The 18,076-nt window shown below is 74.2% G+C and carries 14 protein-coding genes; 4 read left to right on the top strand and 10 right to left on the bottom strand.

All coding sequences use genetic code 11. From position 1 onward, the window contains the following. Positions 1-88: 88 nt before the first annotated feature. Positions 89-1,591, top strand: coding sequence for an FAD-dependent oxidoreductase (locus AB0J87_RS51955; protein WP_363980521.1), 1,503 nt, complete (start codon positions 89-91; stop codon positions 1,589-1,591). Between the two features lie 50 nt (positions 1,592-1,641). On the opposite strand, the gene AB0J87_RS51950 is transcribed toward AB0J87_RS51955, so the two are convergent. Genes AB0J87_RS51950 through AB0J87_RS51940 form a run of 3 tightly spaced genes read right to left on the bottom strand, consistent with a single transcriptional unit; the run spans position 1,642 to position 3,963 of the window. Then, complete coding sequence (locus AB0J87_RS51950; protein WP_192784190.1) at positions 1,642-2,286, bottom strand: response regulator transcription factor; 645 nt, start codon at positions 2,284-2,286, stop codon at positions 1,642-1,644. Further along, positions 2,277-3,362 (bottom strand): histidine kinase, encoded by a 1,086-nt coding sequence (locus tag AB0J87_RS51945; RefSeq protein ID WP_363980517.1) that lies wholly within the window; start codon positions 3,360-3,362, stop codon positions 2,277-2,279. Before AB0J87_RS51945 ends, AB0J87_RS51950 begins: the two co-directional genes overlap by 10 nt. Continuing rightward, positions 3,346-3,963: a DedA family protein gene (locus AB0J87_RS51940; RefSeq protein ID WP_363980514.1), complete on the bottom strand. Its 618-nt coding sequence runs from the start codon at positions 3,961-3,963 to the stop codon at positions 3,346-3,348. The genes AB0J87_RS51945 and AB0J87_RS51940 overlap by 17 nt, the downstream gene beginning before the upstream one ends. Positions 3,964-4,064: 101 nt before the next feature. Here AB0J87_RS51940 and AB0J87_RS51935 point away from each other — a divergent pair, with 101 nt between their 5' ends. Then, positions 4,065-6,794 (top strand): DEAD/DEAH box helicase, encoded by a 2,730-nt coding sequence (locus tag AB0J87_RS51935; protein WP_363980511.1) that lies wholly within the window; start codon positions 4,065-4,067, stop codon positions 6,792-6,794. Beyond that, the gene (locus AB0J87_RS51930) at positions 6,791-7,906 is read left to right on the top strand and encodes an SWIM zinc finger family protein (RefSeq protein WP_363980508.1); all 1,116 of its coding nucleotides are present in this window, start codon (positions 6,791-6,793) and stop codon (positions 7,904-7,906) included. The genes AB0J87_RS51935 and AB0J87_RS51930 overlap by 4 nt, the downstream gene beginning before the upstream one ends. A gap of 4 nt (positions 7,907-7,910) precedes the next feature. Here the strand turns inward: AB0J87_RS51930 and AB0J87_RS51925 are convergent, their stop codons facing one another. The 3 genes from AB0J87_RS51925 to AB0J87_RS51915 all read right to left on the bottom strand — a co-directional run bounded on the left by AB0J87_RS51925 (position 7,911) and on the right by AB0J87_RS51915 (position 10,624). Further along, entirely contained in the window at positions 7,911-8,741 is an 831-nt protein-coding gene (locus tag AB0J87_RS51925; RefSeq protein ID WP_363980505.1) for an ABC transporter permease, read from the bottom strand. Then, positions 8,738-9,685 (bottom strand): ATP-binding cassette domain-containing protein, encoded by a 948-nt coding sequence (locus AB0J87_RS51920; RefSeq protein ID WP_363980503.1) that lies wholly within the window; start codon positions 9,683-9,685, stop codon positions 8,738-8,740. Before AB0J87_RS51920 ends, AB0J87_RS51925 begins: the two co-directional genes overlap by 4 nt. Positions 9,686-9,757: 72 nt before the next feature. Continuing rightward, positions 9,758-10,624 (bottom strand): LysR family transcriptional regulator, encoded by an 867-nt coding sequence (locus AB0J87_RS51915; protein WP_363980500.1) that lies wholly within the window; start codon positions 10,622-10,624, stop codon positions 9,758-9,760. A 70-nt stretch (positions 10,625-10,694) separates the two neighbouring features. On the opposite strand from AB0J87_RS51915, the gene AB0J87_RS51910 reads away from it, so the two are divergent. Next, on the top strand, positions 10,695-11,381 hold the full coding sequence (locus AB0J87_RS51910) for a gamma-glutamyl-gamma-aminobutyrate hydrolase family protein (protein WP_363980497.1): 687 nt from the start codon (positions 10,695-10,697) through the stop codon (positions 11,379-11,381). Positions 11,382-11,384: 3 nt separating this feature from the next. On the opposite strand, the gene AB0J87_RS51905 is transcribed toward AB0J87_RS51910, so the two are convergent. From AB0J87_RS51905 to AB0J87_RS51890, 4 genes are read right to left on the bottom strand one after another with little or no spacing between them, the layout of a single operon-like run. Beyond that, on the bottom strand, positions 11,385-11,837 hold the full coding sequence (locus tag AB0J87_RS51905) for an SRPBCC family protein (protein WP_363980494.1): 453 nt from the start codon (positions 11,835-11,837) through the stop codon (positions 11,385-11,387). Then, a complete protein-coding gene (locus AB0J87_RS51900) occupies positions 11,831-14,914 on the bottom strand; it encodes a BTAD domain-containing putative transcriptional regulator (RefSeq protein ID WP_363980491.1) in 3,084 nt (1,027 codons plus the stop codon). The genes AB0J87_RS51905 and AB0J87_RS51900 overlap by 7 nt, the downstream gene beginning before the upstream one ends. 39 nt (positions 14,915-14,953) lie before the next feature. Next, positions 14,954-16,285 (bottom strand): serine hydrolase domain-containing protein, encoded by a 1,332-nt coding sequence (locus tag AB0J87_RS51895; protein ID WP_363980488.1) that lies wholly within the window; start codon positions 16,283-16,285, stop codon positions 14,954-14,956. Between the two features lie 18 nt (positions 16,286-16,303). Continuing rightward, positions 16,304-17,857 (bottom strand): hypothetical protein, encoded by a 1,554-nt coding sequence (locus AB0J87_RS51890; RefSeq protein WP_363980485.1) that lies wholly within the window; start codon positions 17,855-17,857, stop codon positions 16,304-16,306. Between the last annotated feature and the right edge of the window lie 219 nt (positions 17,858-18,076).

The raw sequence follows: 18,076 nt of genomic DNA, 5'->3' as shown, positions 1-18,076 counted from the left end.
TCCGTGTCAGCGCCGTGTGTGCCCCGTGTGAGCGGCCCGCGTCAGTCTTCACCTGCCTCGGAGAAGAGGCTTCTGAAGGGAGTTTCTCGTGCATGACGTAGTGATCGTGGGCGCCGGCCCGGTCGGTCTTTTCCTCGCCTGCGAGCTTGGCCTCGCGGGCTGCTCTGTCCTGGTGCTGGAGCGGGACCCGGAGCCGCGCTCCCCGTGGAAGGCGGACCCGCTCGGGATGCGGGGCCTGTCCGCCGCGTCGGTCGAGGCGTTCTACCGCCGCGGGATGCTGGACCCGCTGCTGAAGGCGTCGGGCGTCGACGACTATCCCGGCGCGGACGAGCAGGGACCCCCTCGCGGCGCGGGCCACTTCGCCGGCATGATGCTCGATCCGGCCAAGGTCGACGTCGCCGCCCTGCCCTTCCGGCTTCCCAGCCCGGCGATGGAGGGCGTGATGACGAACCTCGAAGCGGTCGAGACGGTGCTGTCCGAGCGGGCCTCCGCGCTCGGCGTGGAGATCAGGCGCGGCGTCGAGGTCTCGGCCATCGCGCAGGACGACGAGATCGCGGTCGCACGGGCCGGCGAGCACGAGTACGCGGCGCGCTGGGTCGTCGGCTGCGACGGCGGGCGCAGCGCGGTGCGCGCGCTCGCGGGCTTCGGCTTCGCCGGCACCGAGCCGCAGTTCACCGGCTACGTCGTGCTCGCCGACTTCGCCGATCCCGGGAAGCTGCGCCCCGGGTTCAATCTGACGCCGACGGGCATGTACCTGCGCACGCCCGCGGAAGGGTACGTCGGCATGCTGGAGTTCGACGGCGGCGCCTTCGACCGCTCGCAGCGGCCGACCCGCGAACACCTCCAGGCGGTTCTGCGCCGTGTGTCCGGCACCGACGTGACGCTGAACGACGTCCGTCTCGCTTCGAGCTTCACCGATCGGGCGATGCAGACGACGACGTACCGACAGGGGCGCGTCCTGCTCGCCGGCGACGCCGCTCACATCCACTCTCCCCTCGGGGCGCAGGGACTCAACCTCGGCCTCGGCGACGCCATGAACCTGGGATGGAAGCTCGCGGCGACCGTGCACGGGCACGCGCCGGACGGGCTGATCGACACCTACACCCGCGAGCGCCATCCGATCGGCGCCCGGGTGCTCGACTGGACGCGCGCCCAGACGGCGGTCATGAGGCCGGACCCGCATGCCCAGGCGATCCAAGGACTGATGCGCGACCTGCTCGGGACCCGCGACGGAACGACCTACGTGTTCGACAGGATCTCGGGATCGTCGAGCCGCCACGACCTCGGCGGCGAGCATCCGCTGGTCGGCCGCAACGCCCCGGACTTCCGTCTTGAGGACGGCACCCGCCTCGGCGACCTGATGCAGGACGGACGAGGCGTCGCCCTCGATTTCGGCGTCGGCCGACGCCTGCATGGTTCGGCGACGGGCTGGGAGAGCCGGATGCGGTATGCGGCCGGGCCGGCGAGAGACGACCTCGGACTGGGTGCCGTGCTCGTCCGGCCTGACGGCGTGGTCGCCTGGGCAGGGGATCGGGCCCCTGACCGTGAAGCGTTCGAGCGGGCCGCCGGCCATTGGTTCGGCAGCCCGTGAACGGGGGTCGAGGAGCTGCCGTCTCCTTGAGGTCCTCGATGAGCGGCAGGTCAGGACTCCAGGAAGTGCAGCACGGCCAGCACCCGGCGGCTGTAGCCGGTCGTGTGCGACAGCCGCAGCTTGTCGAACAGCGAGTTCACGTGCTTCTCCACCGCGCTCTGCGACACGTGCAGCGCCTGGGCGATCGAGGCGTTGGTCAGCCCCTGCGCCATCCGTTCCAGCACCTCGCGCTCCCGCGCCGTCAGCCGGGCCAGGGGATCCACCTGCGTCGTACGGGCCAGCAGCTGACGCACCACCTCCGGGTCGAAGGCCGCCCCGCCCGCGCCAACCCGCTCCAGCGCGTCCAGGAAGTCGCCGACCTGCGCCACCCGGTCCTTGAGCAGGTAGCCGACGCCCTCGACGTCCGCGCTCATCAGCTCGGTGGCGTACCGCTTCTCCACGTACTGCGACAGCACCAGCACCTTCACGGCGGGCCAGCGCCGCCTGATCTCCAGCGCCGCCCGCAGGCCCTCGTCGGTGTGGGTCGGCGGCATGCGGACGTCCACGACCACGATGTCCGGCCGGTGCTCGGCCACCGCGGTGACCAGCGCGTCGCCGTCGCTGACCGCGGCCGGCACCTCGTGGCCCTCCTCCAGCAGCAGCCGCACCAGGCCCTCGCGCAGCAGCGTGGAGTCCTCGGCCAGGATCACCCGCACGGCAGCACCGCCGTGATCGTGGTCGGCCCGCCGATCGGGCTGCTCACCTCGAAGCCGCCGTCCAGCGCCGCCACCCGCCTGGCCAGCCCCGACAGGCCGCCGCCGGCCGCCCGCGCGCCGCCCGCGCCGTCGTCTCGCACCCGTACGAGCACCGCAGCGTCCTCCTCGTGCACCTCGACCGTGATGAGCGTGGCGCCGGCGTGCTTGGCGGCGTTGGTGACGGCCTCGCACACCACGAAGTACGCCGCCGTCTCCACCGCCATCGGCGGCCGACGCCGCAGGTCGCAGGCTACCCTGACCGGAACGCTCGACCGTTCGGCCACCCCCGCCAGCGCCTCGCCCAGGCCCAGGGTGTCCAGGCCGCTGGGATAGACCCGCCAGGCCACCTCGCGCAGCTCGGCCAGCGCCTGCTGCGCCTCCTGGTGCGCCTGCTCCAGCAGCTCCGGCCGGCCCCGCCTGGCCCGTCCGACCAGCATCGACAGCGCCACCAGCCGCTGCTGCAGCCCGTCGTGCAGGTCACGCTCGATCCGGCGGCGTTCGGAGTCCACGGCGGTCACGATGCCGGCGCGGCTCTCGGACAGTTCGGCGATCCTGCGTTCGAGGGCCTGGGTCGGGTCGGGGGCGAGCATGCGCACCGCCAGCCGGCGTTCCAGCGCGTGCACGCCCACCACGCCCGACAGGGCCAGGAACAGCAGGACGATCCCGCCGACCACGAGGTAGGAGACCAGCGGGAGCGAGGGCGCCATTCCGTCGAACCGCTCTCCGCGCGCCCAGGCGGTGAGGAGGAGGACGTAGGCGCGAGCCCCGTACAGGAGCAACGTGATCACCAGCCCGCCCAGCACTCCGACCGGGACGCGGGCGGCCAGGTAGGGCACGGGCCTGCCGTCCTGGAGGGCGTCGGGGTCCAGGCGCAGGCGGCGCGCCTCGAGGCGGGCCAGCCTGCGGGCCGCGGCGGTGACGTTCGGATTGCCCAGCAACGGCAGCGCCAGCAGCAGGAAGACCAGCTCGGCCAGCGCGGTGACGGCGCCCAGCGTCACCGCGCCCAGCAGCCGCAGCCCCTCAGCGGCGACTCGCATGCCTGCCCTTGCGCCGCTCGGCCAGCCGCACCCCGACGAACACCACGAGCGCCAGCACCACCAGCGCGAGCACCACCTTGGAGCCGATGCCGACGTACGCCTCCACCAGCGACCAGTTCTCGCCCAGCAGGTAGCCGGCCATCACGAAGATGGTGTTCCAGATCAGGCTGCCGGTGGCCGTCAGGAGCGTGAACGGCACCAGCGGCATCCGCTCGACGCCCGCCGGCACGGAGATGAGGCTGCGGAAGATGGGGATCATCCGCCCGAAGAACACCGTCTTGCGGCCGTGCCTGAGGAACCACGCCTCGGTCTTCTCGATGTCGGACGTCTTGACCAGCGGCAGCTTGGCGGCGATGGCCAGCGTGCGCTCGCGGCCCAGTAGCGCCCCCACCCAGTACAGCGCCAGCGCCCCGATCACGGAGCCGAGCGTCGTGCACACCAGCACGTCCAGCAGGTCCATCTCGCCTCTGGACGCGGTGAAGCCCGACAGCGGCAGGATCACCTCGCTGGGCAGGGGAGGGAAGAGGTTCTCCAGCGCGATCGCGAGCCCGGCCCCGGGCGCGCCGAGAGTCTCCATCAGTCCAACCAGCCAATCAGTCATGGGCTCAAGCCTAGGGATGATCGGATATGCCCGGAATGAGGAGGACTTCTGATCGCGGGGTGCGGTAAACCACACCCCTACGTACCGTACACTGTACGGTCGTGAGCTTCCCGACGGATCTGGCCCAGCACGCGGCAGTGTTCCAACCCGGCGACCCACCCAGGTCCGGTCATGTCACCTTCCTCGACCCGGACGGGCCGTCCGCGGTGACGGTGGCCGACGAGCACGACGGCACGTTGCGCACGCGCGAGGTCGCGGCCACCCGCGTCCCGGTCGGGGAGGCGGTGGCGGGGCTGGCCAGGGCCCGTATGGACTCGCGGGCCCACCCGGCGACGCGCTTCTGGGGGGCGGCCGCGCTGGTGGCGCTCCAGCTGGTCACCCGGGGCCGCATCCTGCCGGGGGTGTCGGCGGGGGAGCACGACTCGTGGCGCGCGGGCCCGCTCGACGCCGCCGACATCCAGCGGGTACGCGAGCTGGCCGCCGCCATGCCCGCCGCGGCCCGCGCCATCCCTCTGCAGCCCGGGCAGCAGGCGGAGCCGTGGCTGCCGGAGGCGGAGCCGCTCGTACGCGCGTTCCTCGACGCCGTCGCCGACGCCATGCCGCGCTCGCCCGGCGCCGTACGGGCCACCGGCGCCACCGCCTTCGCCGCCGCCAAGCCCGTCAAGGTGCCGCACCTGCGGCCCTGGGCCGAGGAGGTCGCGGCCGGCCTCGACTCGGGCGTACGGCTGTCGCTGCGCCTGGAGGCCGACGACCTGGCCGCCGCCGAGTTCCGCGCGATCGTCCAGCTGCACAGCCTGGCCGACCCCTCGCTCGTCGTCGACGCGGCCGACCTGTGGCAGGGCCGCGAGGCGGGTTTCGGGCCGCGCGCCAGGATCGAGGCCACGCTGGCCGTGCGCCGGGCCGCCCGTATCTGGCCGCGCCTGGAACGGCTGCTCGACAACGCCGTCCCCGACGAGCTCGCGCTCACCGACGGCGACGTCGAGCAGCTGCTCGCCGGCGCCGCCGAACGCCTGGCCGCCGCCGGCGTCGAGGTGCACTGGCCCAAGGCCCTGGTCCGCGGCCTGAGCGCGCGAGCCGTCATCGGCGAGCGCGACACCAAGCCGTCCGACCTGCCGTCGTTCCTCGGCGGGCAGCACCTGACCAGCTTCAACTGGCAGCTCGCACTCGGCGGCGAGCGCCTGAGCGCGGCCGAGATGGACCGGCTCGCCGAGGCCCACCGCCCGGTGGTGCGGCTGCGCGACCAGTGGGTCCTCATCGACCCCGACCTGGCCCGCAAGGCCCGCCAGCGCGACCTCAAGCCCCTGACCGGCATCGAGGCGCTGGGCGCGGCCCTGACCGGCGCGGTCGAGGTCGAGGGCGAGCAGGTCGCCGTGGAGCCCACCGCCTGGCTGCGCGAGCTGCGCGAACGCCTGGCCGAACCCGCCGACGCCGGCCCTCCAGAAGGGCTGGCGGCGACACTGCGCGACTACCAGCTGGCCGGGCTGCGCTGGCTGGCCCAGATGACCTCGCTCGGGCTGGGCGGCTGCCTGGCCGACGACATGGGCCTGGGCAAGACGATCACGCTGATCGCGCTGCACCTGCACCGCTCGGGTGCCGACGCCGGGCCCACGCTCGTGGTCTGCCCGGCCTCGCTGCTGGGCAACTGGGAGCGGGAGATCGGCAAGTTCGCGCCGGGCGTGCCGGTGCGCCGCTTCCACGGGGCGCAGCGCACGCTGCCTGACGAGGGGTTCCTGCTGACCACGTACGGCACCATGCGCCTGGACGCGGCCCGCCTGGCCGCGCACCCGTGGGGCCTGGTGGTGGCCGACGAGGCCCAGCACGTCAAGAACCCCGCCTCCGGCACCGCCAAGGCGCTGCGCGAGATCCCGGCCGCGGCGCGCGTCGCGCTGACCGGCACCCCCGTGGAGAACAACCTGTCGGAGCTGTGGGCCATCCTCGACTGGACCACGCCGGGGCTGCTGGGCCCGCTGGGCAGGTTCAGGGCGCGGTGGGCCAAACCGGTCGAGTCCGGCGACGGCGAGGCGGCCGAACGCCTGTCGCGGCTGGTGGGGCCGTTCCTGCTGCGGCGGCGTAAGAGCGATCCCGGCATCGCGCCGGAGCTGCCGCCCAAGACCGAGACCGACCGCCCGGTCGCGCTCACCACCGAGCAGGCCGGCCTGTACGAGGCCGTCGTCCGCGAGAGCATGGCCCAGATCGCCGACGCGAGCGGCATGGCCAGGCGCGGCCTGATCGTCAAGCTGCTGACGGGCCTCAAGCAGATCTGCAACCACCCCGCCCAGTACCTGCACGAGGCCGCGCCGCGCCTGGCCGGCCGCTCGGGCAAGCTGGAGCTGCTGGACGAGCTGGTCGACACCATCGTGGCCGAGGACGGCGCGGTGCTGGTGTTCACCCAGTACGTCACCATGGCCCGCCTGCTGGAACGCCACCTGACCGCCAGGGGCGTGGCCATCCAGCTGCTGCACGGCGGCACCCCGGTCGCCCGCCGCGAGGAGATGGTCGAGCGCTTCCAGGAGGGCCGGGTGCCGGTGTTCCTGCTGTCGCTGAAGGCCGCCGGCACCGGCCTGAACCTCACCCGCGCCGACCACGTCATCCACTACGACCGCTGGTGGAACCCCGCCGTCGAGGACCAGGCCACCGACCGCGCCTACCGCATCGGCCAGACCCTGCCCGTCCAGGTGCACCGGCTGATCGCCGAGGGCACGATCGAGGACCGCATCGCCGAGATGCTCGGCGCCAAACGCGCGCTGGCCGAGGCCGTGCTGTCCTCCGGGGAAGCCGCCCTGACCGAGCTGACCGACGCCGAACTCGCCGCCCTCGTGGAGCTCAGATGACCGCCGCCCGCGGCTTCGCCGCCTTCCCGCCGCAACGCGCCGGAGCCCGTTTCGCCACCTCCTGGTGGGGGCGGGCCTGGGTCAAGGCCATGGAGGACACCTCGCTGGATCAGGGGCTGCTGCGCAAGGGCCGCGCGTACGCCAAGACCGGCCAGGTCGGCCCCATCACCGTCAGCCCCGGCCGCATCGCCGCCGTGACCGAGAGCGAGTACGACACCGTCGTACGCGTCGAGCAGCTCACCGAGGCCGCCTGGGAACGTTTCCTCGACCAGGTGGCCGCCAAGAGCGGGCACATCGCGGCCCTGCTCGACCGCGACATGCCGCACGACCTGGTGGAGGCCGCCGAGGACGCCGCCGTGCCGCTGCTGCCGGCCGTCGGCGATCTGGAGCCGGAGTGCTCCTGCCCGGACTGGGGGCATCCGTGCAAGCACGCCGCCGCCCTGTGCTACCAGGCGTCGTGGCTGCTGGACGCGGACCCGTTCGTGCTGCTGCTGATGCGCGGGCGCGGCGAGCAGGAGCTGCTGGAGGCGCTGCAGGGGCGCGAGGCCCCGAAGAAGCCGGCCGCGGCCGCGGGGGTGCCGGCGGTGGAGGCGTTCGCGGCGGGCGTGGCCGCGCTGCCCGAGCCCCCGCCGTTCGAGGCCGCCTTCGCTCCGCCCGTGCTGGACCCGGCGCCGGGCGTGGACGTGGCCGCCCTGGGGGTGCTCATCGCCTCGGCCGCCTGGCGGGCGCGCGAGGTGCTGCTGCACGGGCGGCTGCCGGAGCTGTCCGAATACCAGGACCGCGTCCGCCTGGCCGCCGAGCACGACCTTGACCTCGGGCTGGAGGCGCCCGTGCAGGCGTGGCGGTACGGCGGCGCGCACGGCCTGGAGGTGCTCGAGCACGCCTGGACGCCGCCCCGCCAGGATCTGGCCAGGTCGCAGGCCCTGCTGGAGGCCGGTTGGGAGGGCGAGCAGCCGCCGCCGCTGAAGGCGTGGCGCAACCGCTGGACCCTCGGCCCCCTGCAACTGCGCTACGGCCGCGACGGCCGCTGGTACCCCTTCACCCGGGTCGAGGAGGAGTGGTGGCCCGCCGGCCCGCCGGAGCGTGACCCGGCGGCGCTGGTCAGCGGGTGAGCCGTCAGGCGCGGCGGCGGTAGGCGGCCACGGCCAGCGGGGCGAAGACGGCCAGGAACAGCGCGCCGGAGGCCAGCGTCCACCACACCGACGCCCCCGCCGGCCCGCCCAGCATCAGCGCCCTGGAGGCGTTCATGGCGTGGTTGACCGGGTTGATGTCCAGCCAGGCCTGCAGCCAGCCCGGCAGGGTGCTCTTTGGGGTGATCATGCTGGTGCCGAACGTCAGCGGGAACAGCACCATGAACGCCATCCCCTGCACCCCGCCGGGTTCGCGCATCAGCACCCCCAGCAGCACGAACGCCCAGCTCACGCAGAAGGCGAAGAACACCGTCAGCAGGCAGGCCGCCAGCACCTCCAGTGGCCCGGTCCGCGCGCGGAACCCCAGCGCGAAGCCGAACCCGAGCAGCACCACCACCGCCACCAGATACCGGATCAGATCGCCGAGCATCGACCCGATGAGCGGGGCCGAACGCCCGATCGGCAGGCTGCGGAACCGGTCGAACACCCCCTTCTTGATGTCGGTGTTGAGGCTGACGCCGGTGGCCATCCCGCCGAACAGCACCGTCTGCACCAGGATCGCGGGCAGCAGGAACTGCAGGTAGTCGTGGGTCGAGCCGGACACGGCGCCGCCCAGCAGGAACACGTAGATCAGCACGAAGATGATCGGCTGCAGGGTGACGTCCAGCAACTGCTCGGGCGTGCGCAGCGTCTTGAGCACGCTGCGGCGGGCCAGGGCGAGGCTGTGGCGGGCCAGCCCGAACGGCCGCCGCTCGGGGCGCGCCGGGCGGGCCGGCTGAGGGGGGAGCGTCTCCTCTCGTACGGCGATGGGGTTCATGCCGCGGCCTCCTGCTCGGTGTGGTGGCCGGTGAGCGTGAAGAACACCTCGTCCAGGCTGGGCAGCCGCAGCGACAGCTCGTTGACGGCGACGCCGGCGGCGGCCAGCCTGGCGACGATCTCGGTGAAGGCGGCGTCGCCGTCCACCGGGACGGTGACGACGTCGCGGCCGGGCGATTCGGCGGGCCGGCCGGCCACGGCGGCGACGATGGCGGCGGCCTCGTCCAGCCGGGCGGGGTCAGTGGGGCGCACCAGCACGGTCTGGCCGCCGACGACGCGCTTGAGCTCGGCCGCGGTGCCGTGCGCGATCACCTTGCCGTGGTCGACGACCGAGATGGCGTCGGCCAGCGCGTCGGCCTCCTCCAGGTACTGGGTGGTGAGCAGGACGGTGACGCCGTCGGCGACCAGGCGGCGGACGATGGCCCACACGTCTTCGCGCTTGGCCGGGTCCAGGCCGGTGGTGGGCTCGTCGAGGAAGATCACGTCGGGCCGGCCGACGAGGCCGGCGGCCAGGTCCAGGCGGCGCCGCATGCCGCCGGAGTACGTGCTCGCGCGCCGGTCGGCGGCCTCGGCCAGGCCGAAGTCCGCCAGCAGCCGGGCGGCCGTGGCCTTGGCGTCCGCGATGCGCAGGTCCAGGAGGCGGCCGATGAGGACGAGGTTCTCGGCGCCGGTCAGGTCCTCGTCGACGGAGGCGTACTGGCCGGTCAGGCCGATGAGGCGGCGCACGCGGGAGGCGTGGCGGACGACGTCCAGGCCGCTGACGGTGGCGCGGCCGGCGTCGGGGCGCAGCAGCGTGGCCAGGATGCGGACGGCGGTGGTCTTGCCGGCGCCGTTGGGTCCGAGCACGCCCAGCACCGTGCCGGGCGGGGCCGAAAGGGTGATGCCGTCCAGGGCGGTGGTCGCGCCGAAGCGTTTGACCAGCCCTTCGGCTTCGACGGCGTTCATATGACGCATCGTGGGAGGCGCCGCTGTCAGCGCGCGCACAGATCGCTGTCAGCCGGACAGGACGGCTCGTCGTCAGCCGGACAGGACTGCGGCCAGGTCGGCCGCCGGGCCCGGGGGCAGGGCGCCGTGCAGCAGCTCGACGCGGTGCACCAGCCGGGGCGCGGCCAGCGGTACCCCGCGCGCGGCGCCGGACAGGGCGGAGGCGGGCAGCAGGGTCAGGCCGTGGTCGGCGGCGACCAGGTTGAGCACGGTGTGCACGTTGTCCCCGTGATAGTCCAGCCCCACCGGGAACCCGTCGCCCACCAGGTCGCGCAGCCGGGCCAGCGGGCACAGCGGGGTCTGCAGCCAGCGCGCGTCCACCAGGTCGGCCAGCGCCAGCGCCGCCCGCCCGGCCAGGGGATGACCGGCGGGCAGGGCCACGACCAGCTCCTCCTCGCTCACCCCGACGGCCGTCATCGGCCCGGCGTCCAGCAGGCGCAGCGGGTCGGACGGTGCGGCCAGCCCGTCGGCCAGGCCCAGGTCGGCCCGCCCTTCGGCGACCATCGCGACGGCCTGGTCGCGCCCGCAGGCGTGCAGGCTCACCTCCAGTCGCGGGTTCCCGGCACGCGCCCGCGCCAGCCGGGCGGCCACGACGGGGTTGACGGCCAGCGGGGTGGCGGCCAGCCGCAGCCGGTGCCCGGGCCGGGCGGCGGCGCGCAGCACGTCGGCGCGGGCCGCGCGGTGGCGCAGCAGCAGCGGCCCGGCGTGCTCCAGCAGCCGCCGGCCGGCCTCGGTGGGCTCGACCGGGCGGCGCAGCAGCAGCGGCAGGCCCAGGTCGGCCTCCAGCGCGGCGATCTGCTGGGAGACGGCCGACTGGGTGTAGCCGAGCTCGGCGGCGGCCGCGGAGAACGAGCCGTGCCGGGCGACGGTCACGAACGTGGTCAGCAAATGAGGATCCATCAGTGTTGCTTATAGCAGGTCCACAAATCATCGTTGGCGCTTAACCAGGGGTGGCCCTCAGGATGAGGGCATGAAAATCGCCCTTGTGGGGGATCGGTCCCCCAGTGTTCGTTCGCATGCCCGGATCCCGCTGGTCGTCGAGGCGCTGCGGGAGCGGGACGGCATCGCGCTCGACCCGTACTGGATCGCCACCACCGACGTGTCCGGTCTGGAGCGCTTCGACGGCATCTGGATCGTGCCCGGCAGCCCGTACCGGGACGAGGAGGGCGCCGTGGAGGCGGCGCGCGTCGCTCGCGAGCATCGGATCCCGCTCCTGGGCACCTGCGCGGGGTTTCAGCACATGCTGCTGGAGTACGCGCGGCACGTGTGCGGGCTGGACGTGGCGCACGCCGAGAACGAGCCGGACGCGCGGGAGTTCCTGCTGACGCCGCTGGCGTGCTCGCTGGCCGGGCACGAGGGGCGGGTGCGGATCTCGCCCGGGACGCTGATGGAGCAGATCATGGGCAGGTCCGTCACGATGGAGTCCTACGTCTGCTCCTACGGGCTCAACGAGACCTACACCCGGACGCTGGCCGAGCACGGGCTGGTGTTCTCGGGGCACGCCGACGACGGGGCGGTGCGGGCGGCCGAGCTGCCCGGTCACCCGTTCTTCCTGGGCACGCTGTTCCAGCCGGAGCTGTCGGGGGACGGGCGGCGCGCGCACCCGGTGATCTCCGCCTTCGCCGCCGCGGTGGCCCGCCAGGCGGTTCACGCCTGACCTTCACGGGTTCAGGCGCGGTGCCTGGGGTCCCGGGGCCAGCAGGGCGGACAGATTGTGCAGCGAGTGGCGCAGGAGGGCGACGCCGACGGGGCGGGCGAGCGGCCACAGGGCCAGGCCCAGCGGCCCGAACGGCACCTGCAGCCGCTCGGCCCAGATCACGCGGCTGCCGCCGTCCTGGGGCCGGATCCGGATGGCGCCCTGGCCGCGGACGAACCGGCCGGTATGGGTGACCAGCACCAGGAGCGGGGGCTGCCAGGTCGTGATCGTCATGGTGTCCAGGAATCCGAACGGCCGCACTCCGGTGTAGGCCTCGACCGCGTGCTCGCCGACCTGGCGGGCGTCGGTCATGAACATCCACTCCCGGTGCCGCGGCCAGTCGGTGATCAGCGCGAACACCTGCTCCGGCGGCGCCGGGACGTGCACGGCGGCGCCCGCGTAGACGTACCTCACCATGGACCTCCGGCGGCCAGCTCAACGGCACGGGCGCGGTCGAGGGCGCGGCCGCGGGCGAAGGCCGCGGCGAAAGCCTCCTCGCCGAGGTCGTCGCGCAGGCGCGCCGCCACGCGGGCCACGTCGGGGTTGGCGGCATCGGGCGCGCCGCGCAGCTGTTCGGCGGCGCCCAGCGCGGTGGCGCCCGGCAGCAGGTCCCCGCGCGCCGCGCGCAGCTCGGCCACGGCCACCGCGACCCGCGCCAGGACCGGCATGTCGGCCGCCGCCGTGACCAGCTCGGCCGCCCGCTCCGCGTGGCGGGCCGCCGCCTGGTGGTCGTGCGTGGCCACCGCCAGGTGGGCCTGCCCGACCAGCAGCAGCGCCCGGAACTGCGGCGCGATCGCCCTCCCGTCCTCCATCGCGTGCCCGGCCGCCGCGTAGTAGCGCTCGGCGGCCCGCAGGTCTCCCTCCTGGCGGGCCAGGTGGCCCAGCTCGACCTGCGCGAACGCGACGTTGCGGGCGGGCGTCTCCCGGCCCTCCGGCGCGTCGATCAGCCCTCGCAGCACGGCCCTGGCTCGACCCACATCCCCTTGGCGCACCAGGATGGAGGCCTGCCAGACCCGCTGGTGGGCGACGTCGGCCTCGGGGTTGAGCTCGAGCAGCAGCCGTACGGCCTCGTCCATCGCCTCCAGCCCCTGGCCGAAGTCCCCGAACACGGCATGCGTCTCGGCCAGCGACGTCAGCGCCATCGACAACCCCCACCGTTCGCCGGCCTGCCGCAGCTCGGCGCAGCCGGCCAGCAGGTCGGCCCGCGAGCCGGCCATGTCGCCGCCGTTCTCCTTCAGCGCGGCCCTGGTCACGTAGAGCATGCCGCGCGTCCACGGGTCGGGGTGCGCCAGCCGCTGCTCGATCACGGCGAAGCCGAGCTCGGCGTCGTCGGTGAACAGCGCCAGCGCCGGCTGCAGCATCGCCAGCACCGGATGCCCGGCCTCCTCCTCTTCCCGCAGGTTCGCGGCCCGGCGCAGCTCGCGCGCGGCCGAGGCGACCATGGTGTGGCCGCCGTCAAGGCTGGCGTTGATGATGTAGACGGAGGTGGCGATCAGCCGCTCCCGCGTGGGCATTTCGCCGGGTACGTCCAGCGCCCGCCTGATCCAGCCGGCCGACTCGGCGCGGGTGCCGCGGATGGTCCAGAAGATGCCCATGGCGGCGGCCAGGCGGATCGCGGTGCCGGCGTCGGCGCTGTCGACGGCGTGGTGCAGCGCGGCCAGGATGTTGTCGTGGTCGGCCAGCAGGCGGGCGATCCAGGCGAGCTGGTCACGGCCGCGAAGCCGCGGCTCGGCGTGTTCGGCCAGGTCGCGGAAGTAGGCGGCGTGCCGGGCGCGGACGGCGGCGATGCGGCCGTCGGCGGCCAGGCGTTCGAGCCCGTACTCCCTGATGGTCTCGAGCATGCGGTAGCGGCCGTCGTCGGCGGGCTGGACGAGGGATTTGTCCACCAGAGCGGCGACGAGGTCGAGGCTGCCGCCGACGTGTTCGGCCGCGGCCAGGTCGAACCCGCCGGCGAAGACCGCCAGCCGCTCGGCCAGCCGGCGCTCGGGGCCGTTGAGCAGGTCCCAGCTCCAGGCGACGACCGCGCGCAGCGTCTGGTGGCGGGGCAGTGCCGTACGGCTGCCGCCGGTCAGCAGCAGGAAGCGGTCGTCGAGCCGGGCGGCCAGCTGCCGGGGCGTCAGGGTGCGCAGCCGGGCGGCGGCCAGCTCGATCGCTAGCGGCAGCCCGTCGAGGCGGCGGCAGATCTCGGCGGCCACGGCGGGTTCGATGCTCAGGCCGGGATTGCCGGCGGCGGCGCGTTCGGCCAGCAGCCGCACGGCCGGTTCGGGCGGCAGGGGCGGCACGGGGCTGAGGGTCTCGCCGAGGATGCCCAGGGGTTCGCGGCTGGTGGTCAGGACGCGCAGTGCGGGGCAGCGGCCCAGCAGCTCCTCGGCCAGGTGGGCGGCTGCCTCGACGAGGTGCTCGCAGTTGTCCAGCACCAGCAGCACCTGCCCGGCCGACAGGGCTTCGACCAGGGCGGCGGTGGTGTCGACCGGGCGGATGGGGTGGCCGATCACCGAATGGTTGCCCAGGGCGGCCAGCACGGCCTGGGGCAGGTCGCCAGGGTCGGTGACGGGGGCCAGCTCGACCAGCCAGACGGCGCCGGACTCGCCCAGGAGCTCGGCGGCGACGGTGGTGGCCAGCCGCGTCTTGCCCGCGCCGCCGGGGCCCACCAGGGTGACCAGCCGGCCGGCGCGCAGTTGCCGGCGGACGCGGGCCAGCTCGGCGTCGCGGCCGACGAAGCTGGTCAGCGGGGCGCGCAGGTTGGTCCGCGGCGGGCGGGGCGGCTCGGAGCGCAGCACGGCCAGGTGGATCTCGCGCAGCTCGGCGCCGGGGTCGGTGCCGAGCTGGTCGGCCAGGTGGCGGCGGCACTCCTCGTAGGCGGCCAGCGCCTCGGCCCGCCGGCCGTCGGCGTGCAGCGCTTGGACGCGCAGGGCGTGCAGGCGCTCGCGCAGGGGGTGGCGGGCGGCCAGCTCGCCGAGCTCGCTCGCCAGAGCCGCCAGCCCTCCTGGCGGTTCTCGCGGTTCCGGCCGGGTGAGCAGGGCCAGCTCGGCCTCCGCGCGGTCCTCGACGGCCGTCAGGCGGGCCTCCTCCAGGCGCGTGGCGTACCCCAGCGCGAACGGGGCCGCCGCCACCTCGCCCAGCGCGGCCCCCCGCCACAGGCGCAGGGCCTGCTCCAGCAGCTCGGCCCTGACCGCCGGGTCGCCGTGCTGCCTGGCCCGGGCGGTGAGCCGATCGAACTCGCCCGCGTCGGTGTCGGCCTCCAGCCGGTAACCGCCCGGCACCGACACCAGCACGCCCGCCTCCGGCAGCGCACGGCGCAGGCGGGAGACCAGCGACTGCAGGGCGTTGCCGGGCTCGGCGGGCGGCTCCTCGGGCCACAGGTCGGCGGCCAGCTCCTCGACGGTGACGGCGCGGCCGGCCGCCAGCGCCAGGCGCACCAGCAGCCGGCGCAGCCGGGCGCCCCCGACCGCGGCGGACTCGACCTCCAGCGGCCCCAGGATCGCCACGCGCACACGACCATGCTGCCACCTCCGCGGCCGCGTGCCCGTCCCTCAGGCGTGCCAGTCGCCGGGCCCGCCCGGCACCGGCGCCTGCGGGTCGTACGGGGTGCGGGTGAAGATGAACGTGTTGAGGTCGAGGTGGTCGGCGGCCACCCGCAGCGTCTCCCCGGCGTAGTAGCCGTCCAGCCCCAGCCACGTCCCGTCGGCCTGCGGCACGAACCGCGAGGCCCGCCCGCCGCCCCCGACCGGCTCCAGCGACAGCGCGCGCTCGGGCAGCAGCCGCAGCGTGTACGGCTTGGGCCCCCAATGCCAGAGCCCCGTCAGCGCCAGCAGCCCGGGATCGGCGGCGACCGGCTGCCACTCGTCCGGCAGGCGCGGCTCGTACTCCTCCAGGATGTCCAGCAGGTCGGTCAGCAGCGAGCCGTTCATCCCCGAGGTGGTGTTGGCCATGAACAGCACCCCCACCCCGTCGGCCGGGTCGGCCCACACCGTGGCCAGGAACCCCGGCATCGACCCGGAGTGCCCCGCCAGCCGCCGCCCGCCGGGGCGCGACAGCTGCAGGCCCAGCCCGAACCCGACGGTCCAGGAGTCCCCGTCGTCCACCCCGACCGGCTCGCGCATCTCGGCCAGCGTGTCGCCGCACAGCACCCCCGCGGTGTCGCCGCCCAGGAACGCGGCCCATCGCGCCAGGTCGTGCGGCGTGGACCACAGCTGCCCGGCCGGCCCCATCGCCTCGGCGTCGTGTTCCGGCTCGGCCAGCACCACGTCGGCGTACGGGTGGACGGCGTATCCCGTGGCGTGCGGGATGCGCGGCCGGGCGGTGGTGTCGTTCATGCCGAGCGGGTCGAGCACCTCCGACTGCAGCGCCTTGAGCCAGGTGGTGCCGCGCAGCCTGCCCACCAGCTCGCCCAGCAGGGCGAAGCCGACGTTGGAGTAGTGGAAGCGCCGCCCGGGCCGGTGCTTGAGCTCGTCGGGCCCGAGGCGCTCCAGCAGCTCGGCGACGGGGACGCCGGGGGTGCGCTCCCACCAGGCGGTGGGCGGCTCGGCGGTCAGGCCGGCGGTGTGCGACAGCAGCTGGGCGATGGTCAGGTGGCCCAGCGGGGTGCCCGGCAGGTGCGCCTCCAGCGGGTCGGACAGCCGCAGCGCGCCCTCGTCGCGCAGCCGCATGACCACGACGGCGACCATGCTCTTGGTGATCGACCCGATCCGGTACTGGGTGGCCTGGGTCGGCGGCGCGCCGTCCACCCGGCCGCGCCCGCCGAACCACGCCGGCCTCCCGTCCCGCACGATCGCCGCCGCCAGCGACGGCACTCTGCATTCGGCCTGTTCGACGGCCAGTCTGCGCAGCAGAGCGCGCGCCGTCGCCTGTCCCACCTGGCTCATGAGCGACAAGATTAGCCGCTAGATGAGCACCAGCTGCGGGCCTATCAGCTCACCTTGGTGCGGCTGCGGGTGGGCCTGGTCGTGGTAGTAGTGCCCGGCGTACCAGACCACGACGTTGGTGCCGTCGAGGCTCTCGCCGTTGAGGAAGCGGTTGAGCGCGGCGCGGTCGCGCGGGCCGGGGTTGCCGTCGTCGAGCTCGCGGGGGTGGTGGCGCAGGAACCACAGGTCGGACACGCCGTAGGCGTCGGCGGTGCCGTCGAACTCGCCGGGGTGGATCTGGTAGCCGCGGCCCGAGGACTTGTCGCGCACCTGCCAGTACAGGGCGGGGTGGAGGCGTTTGCGGGAGGTCTCGCGGATGATCGGCACGGGTTCGGGGATGATCGAGCCGGTGTCGTCGATCTGCTCGACCACGTCGTTGCCCGAGCCCTCGATGTCGAAGTCGAGCCGCCAGTAGGCGTGGTGGCGGTGCACCATGCACGTCATCGGGTTGGCGGTGGCGGCGAACCCGAAGCGGGGGCTGATGTCGCCGTTGTCGGCCAGGCGCCAGTCGCTGGCGTAGCGGTACCAGCCGGCGGCCAGCTCGCTGACGATCCGCAGCTGCTCGCCGTCGTGGTGGAAGGCCACGCCCTGGAAGTTGCCGGCGTCGGTCGAGGGGCGTTCCAGGATGGTACGGGGCGGGCTGTCGCACAACCGCCACCCCCAGCCGACCGGATCCGTGCCGACCGCGTTGAAGCGGGTCTCGAAGCTCGCGTCGTCGCGGAAGGTCGTGCCCTCCTCGTACTCGACGTTCAGGACGGGCACGTGGGCCTGCCGGAGCACGAGCCGGCCGCGGTAGCGCACGTCGCGCAGCTCGACGCCGCCGCCGACGCCGGGGTTCTGCGGGGCCGAGGCGCGCGGGCGCACCACCAGCAGGTTCCACAGCTCGGTGGAGCCGCGGTGCACGCGTACCCGTACCTGGTCGGGGCCGCCGCGGTCGGTCAGCGCGTCGACGCCCTCGGGAACGCTGTGCTCGCAGTCGTGGTGCATGCGCACGTTGATCCCGGACGGCGTCCAGTCGACGGCGCGGTTGACCAGGTCGACGGCGACGACGCGGTGGCGCAGCCCGGTGGGCTCGCCGGGGGTGTAGACGCCGAGGGTGGGGCGGCGCACGGTGGTGCCGTCGGGGTTCTCCAGGTCGGCCAGCGGCGGCATGGGCCGGTAGACGACCACGTCCTCGTCGGCCGGGAAGCCCGGGTCGGCGCGCAGGATCTCGGCGGCGGCCGCCAGCTCCTCGCGGCTGGGCTGCGGCCGGTAGGCGCTGGGGCGCAGCTCGGCGCGTTCGGGCCGGTCGAGGGTGCCGCGCAGCTCGACGGCGCGGTTGCCGACCGGGTCGAACACGGTGGCCTGGAACGGGGCGTTCCCCCCGGGGTCGTGGCCGAGGCCGGGCGCGAAGGCCACGGTGAGCCGCTCGGGGTCGGCGACCTCGAGCGCGGCCAGCGCGTCCGGGTGCTCGGCGACCGCCTGGCGCAGCCGCTGCGCGGTCAGGCCCGTGCGGGGAACCGCTTCGATCGTGACGCGTACATCGTCGCTCATGGGCTGTCTCCTCGGCACGGCTGGTCGGCAAGGGCCGCTGGTGCGTTATCGGGCCGAGACGCCGCGACGTTAGCCCGCCGCGGTGATCCTGAGGCTCATGCGGCCCTACCGCTTAAAGCGGATATCGACGCGTATTTCGCTTGTCCGTTGAGGCGAAGGCGGGCAGGAATACAAATAGCCTGATCTGTGAATATCTCCGGAAAGGGCCGAAGATTTCCC

This window comes from Nonomuraea sp. NPDC049625 (assembly GCF_040675285.1).
Lineage (GTDB): Bacteria > Actinomycetota > Actinomycetes > Streptosporangiales > Streptosporangiaceae > Nonomuraea > Nonomuraea angiospora_A.
Note: the sequence above shows the minus strand (reverse complement) of the source record. Positions and strands in the feature narration are given on the sequence as shown.

Bases quoted from the DNA above. Each gene is read 5' to 3' on its own strand.
- AB0J87_RS51945 (WP_363980517.1), bottom strand. From the start codon at position 3,362: ATGCGAGTCGCCGCTGAGGGGCTGCGGCTGCTGGGCGCGGTGACGCTG.
- AB0J87_RS51940 (WP_363980514.1), bottom strand. From the start codon at position 3,963: ATGACTGATTGGCTGGTTGGACTGATGGAGACTCTCGGCGCGCCCGGG.
- AB0J87_RS51930 (WP_363980508.1), top strand. From the start codon at position 6,791: ATGACCGCCGCCCGCGGCTTCGCCGCCTTCCCGCCGCAACGCGCCGGA.
- AB0J87_RS51925 (WP_363980505.1), bottom strand. From the start codon at position 8,741: ATGAACCCCATCGCCGTACGAGAGGAGACGCTCCCCCCTCAGCCGGCC.
- AB0J87_RS51920 (WP_363980503.1), bottom strand. From the start codon at position 9,685: ATGAACGCCGTCGAAGCCGAAGGGCTGGTCAAACGCTTCGGCGCGACC.
- AB0J87_RS51915 (WP_363980500.1), bottom strand. From the start codon at position 10,624: ATGGATCCTCATTTGCTGACCACGTTCGTGACCGTCGCCCGGCACGGC.
- AB0J87_RS51910 (WP_363980497.1), top strand. From the start codon at position 10,695: ATGAAAATCGCCCTTGTGGGGGATCGGTCCCCCAGTGTTCGTTCGCAT.
- AB0J87_RS51905 (WP_363980494.1), bottom strand. From the start codon at position 11,837: ATGGTGAGGTACGTCTACGCGGGCGCCGCCGTGCACGTCCCGGCGCCG.
- AB0J87_RS51895 (WP_363980488.1), bottom strand. From the start codon at position 16,285: ATGAGCCAGGTGGGACAGGCGACGGCGCGCGCTCTGCTGCGCAGACTG.
- AB0J87_RS51890 (WP_363980485.1), bottom strand. From the start codon at position 17,857: ATGAGCGACGATGTACGCGTCACGATCGAAGCGGTTCCCCGCACGGGC.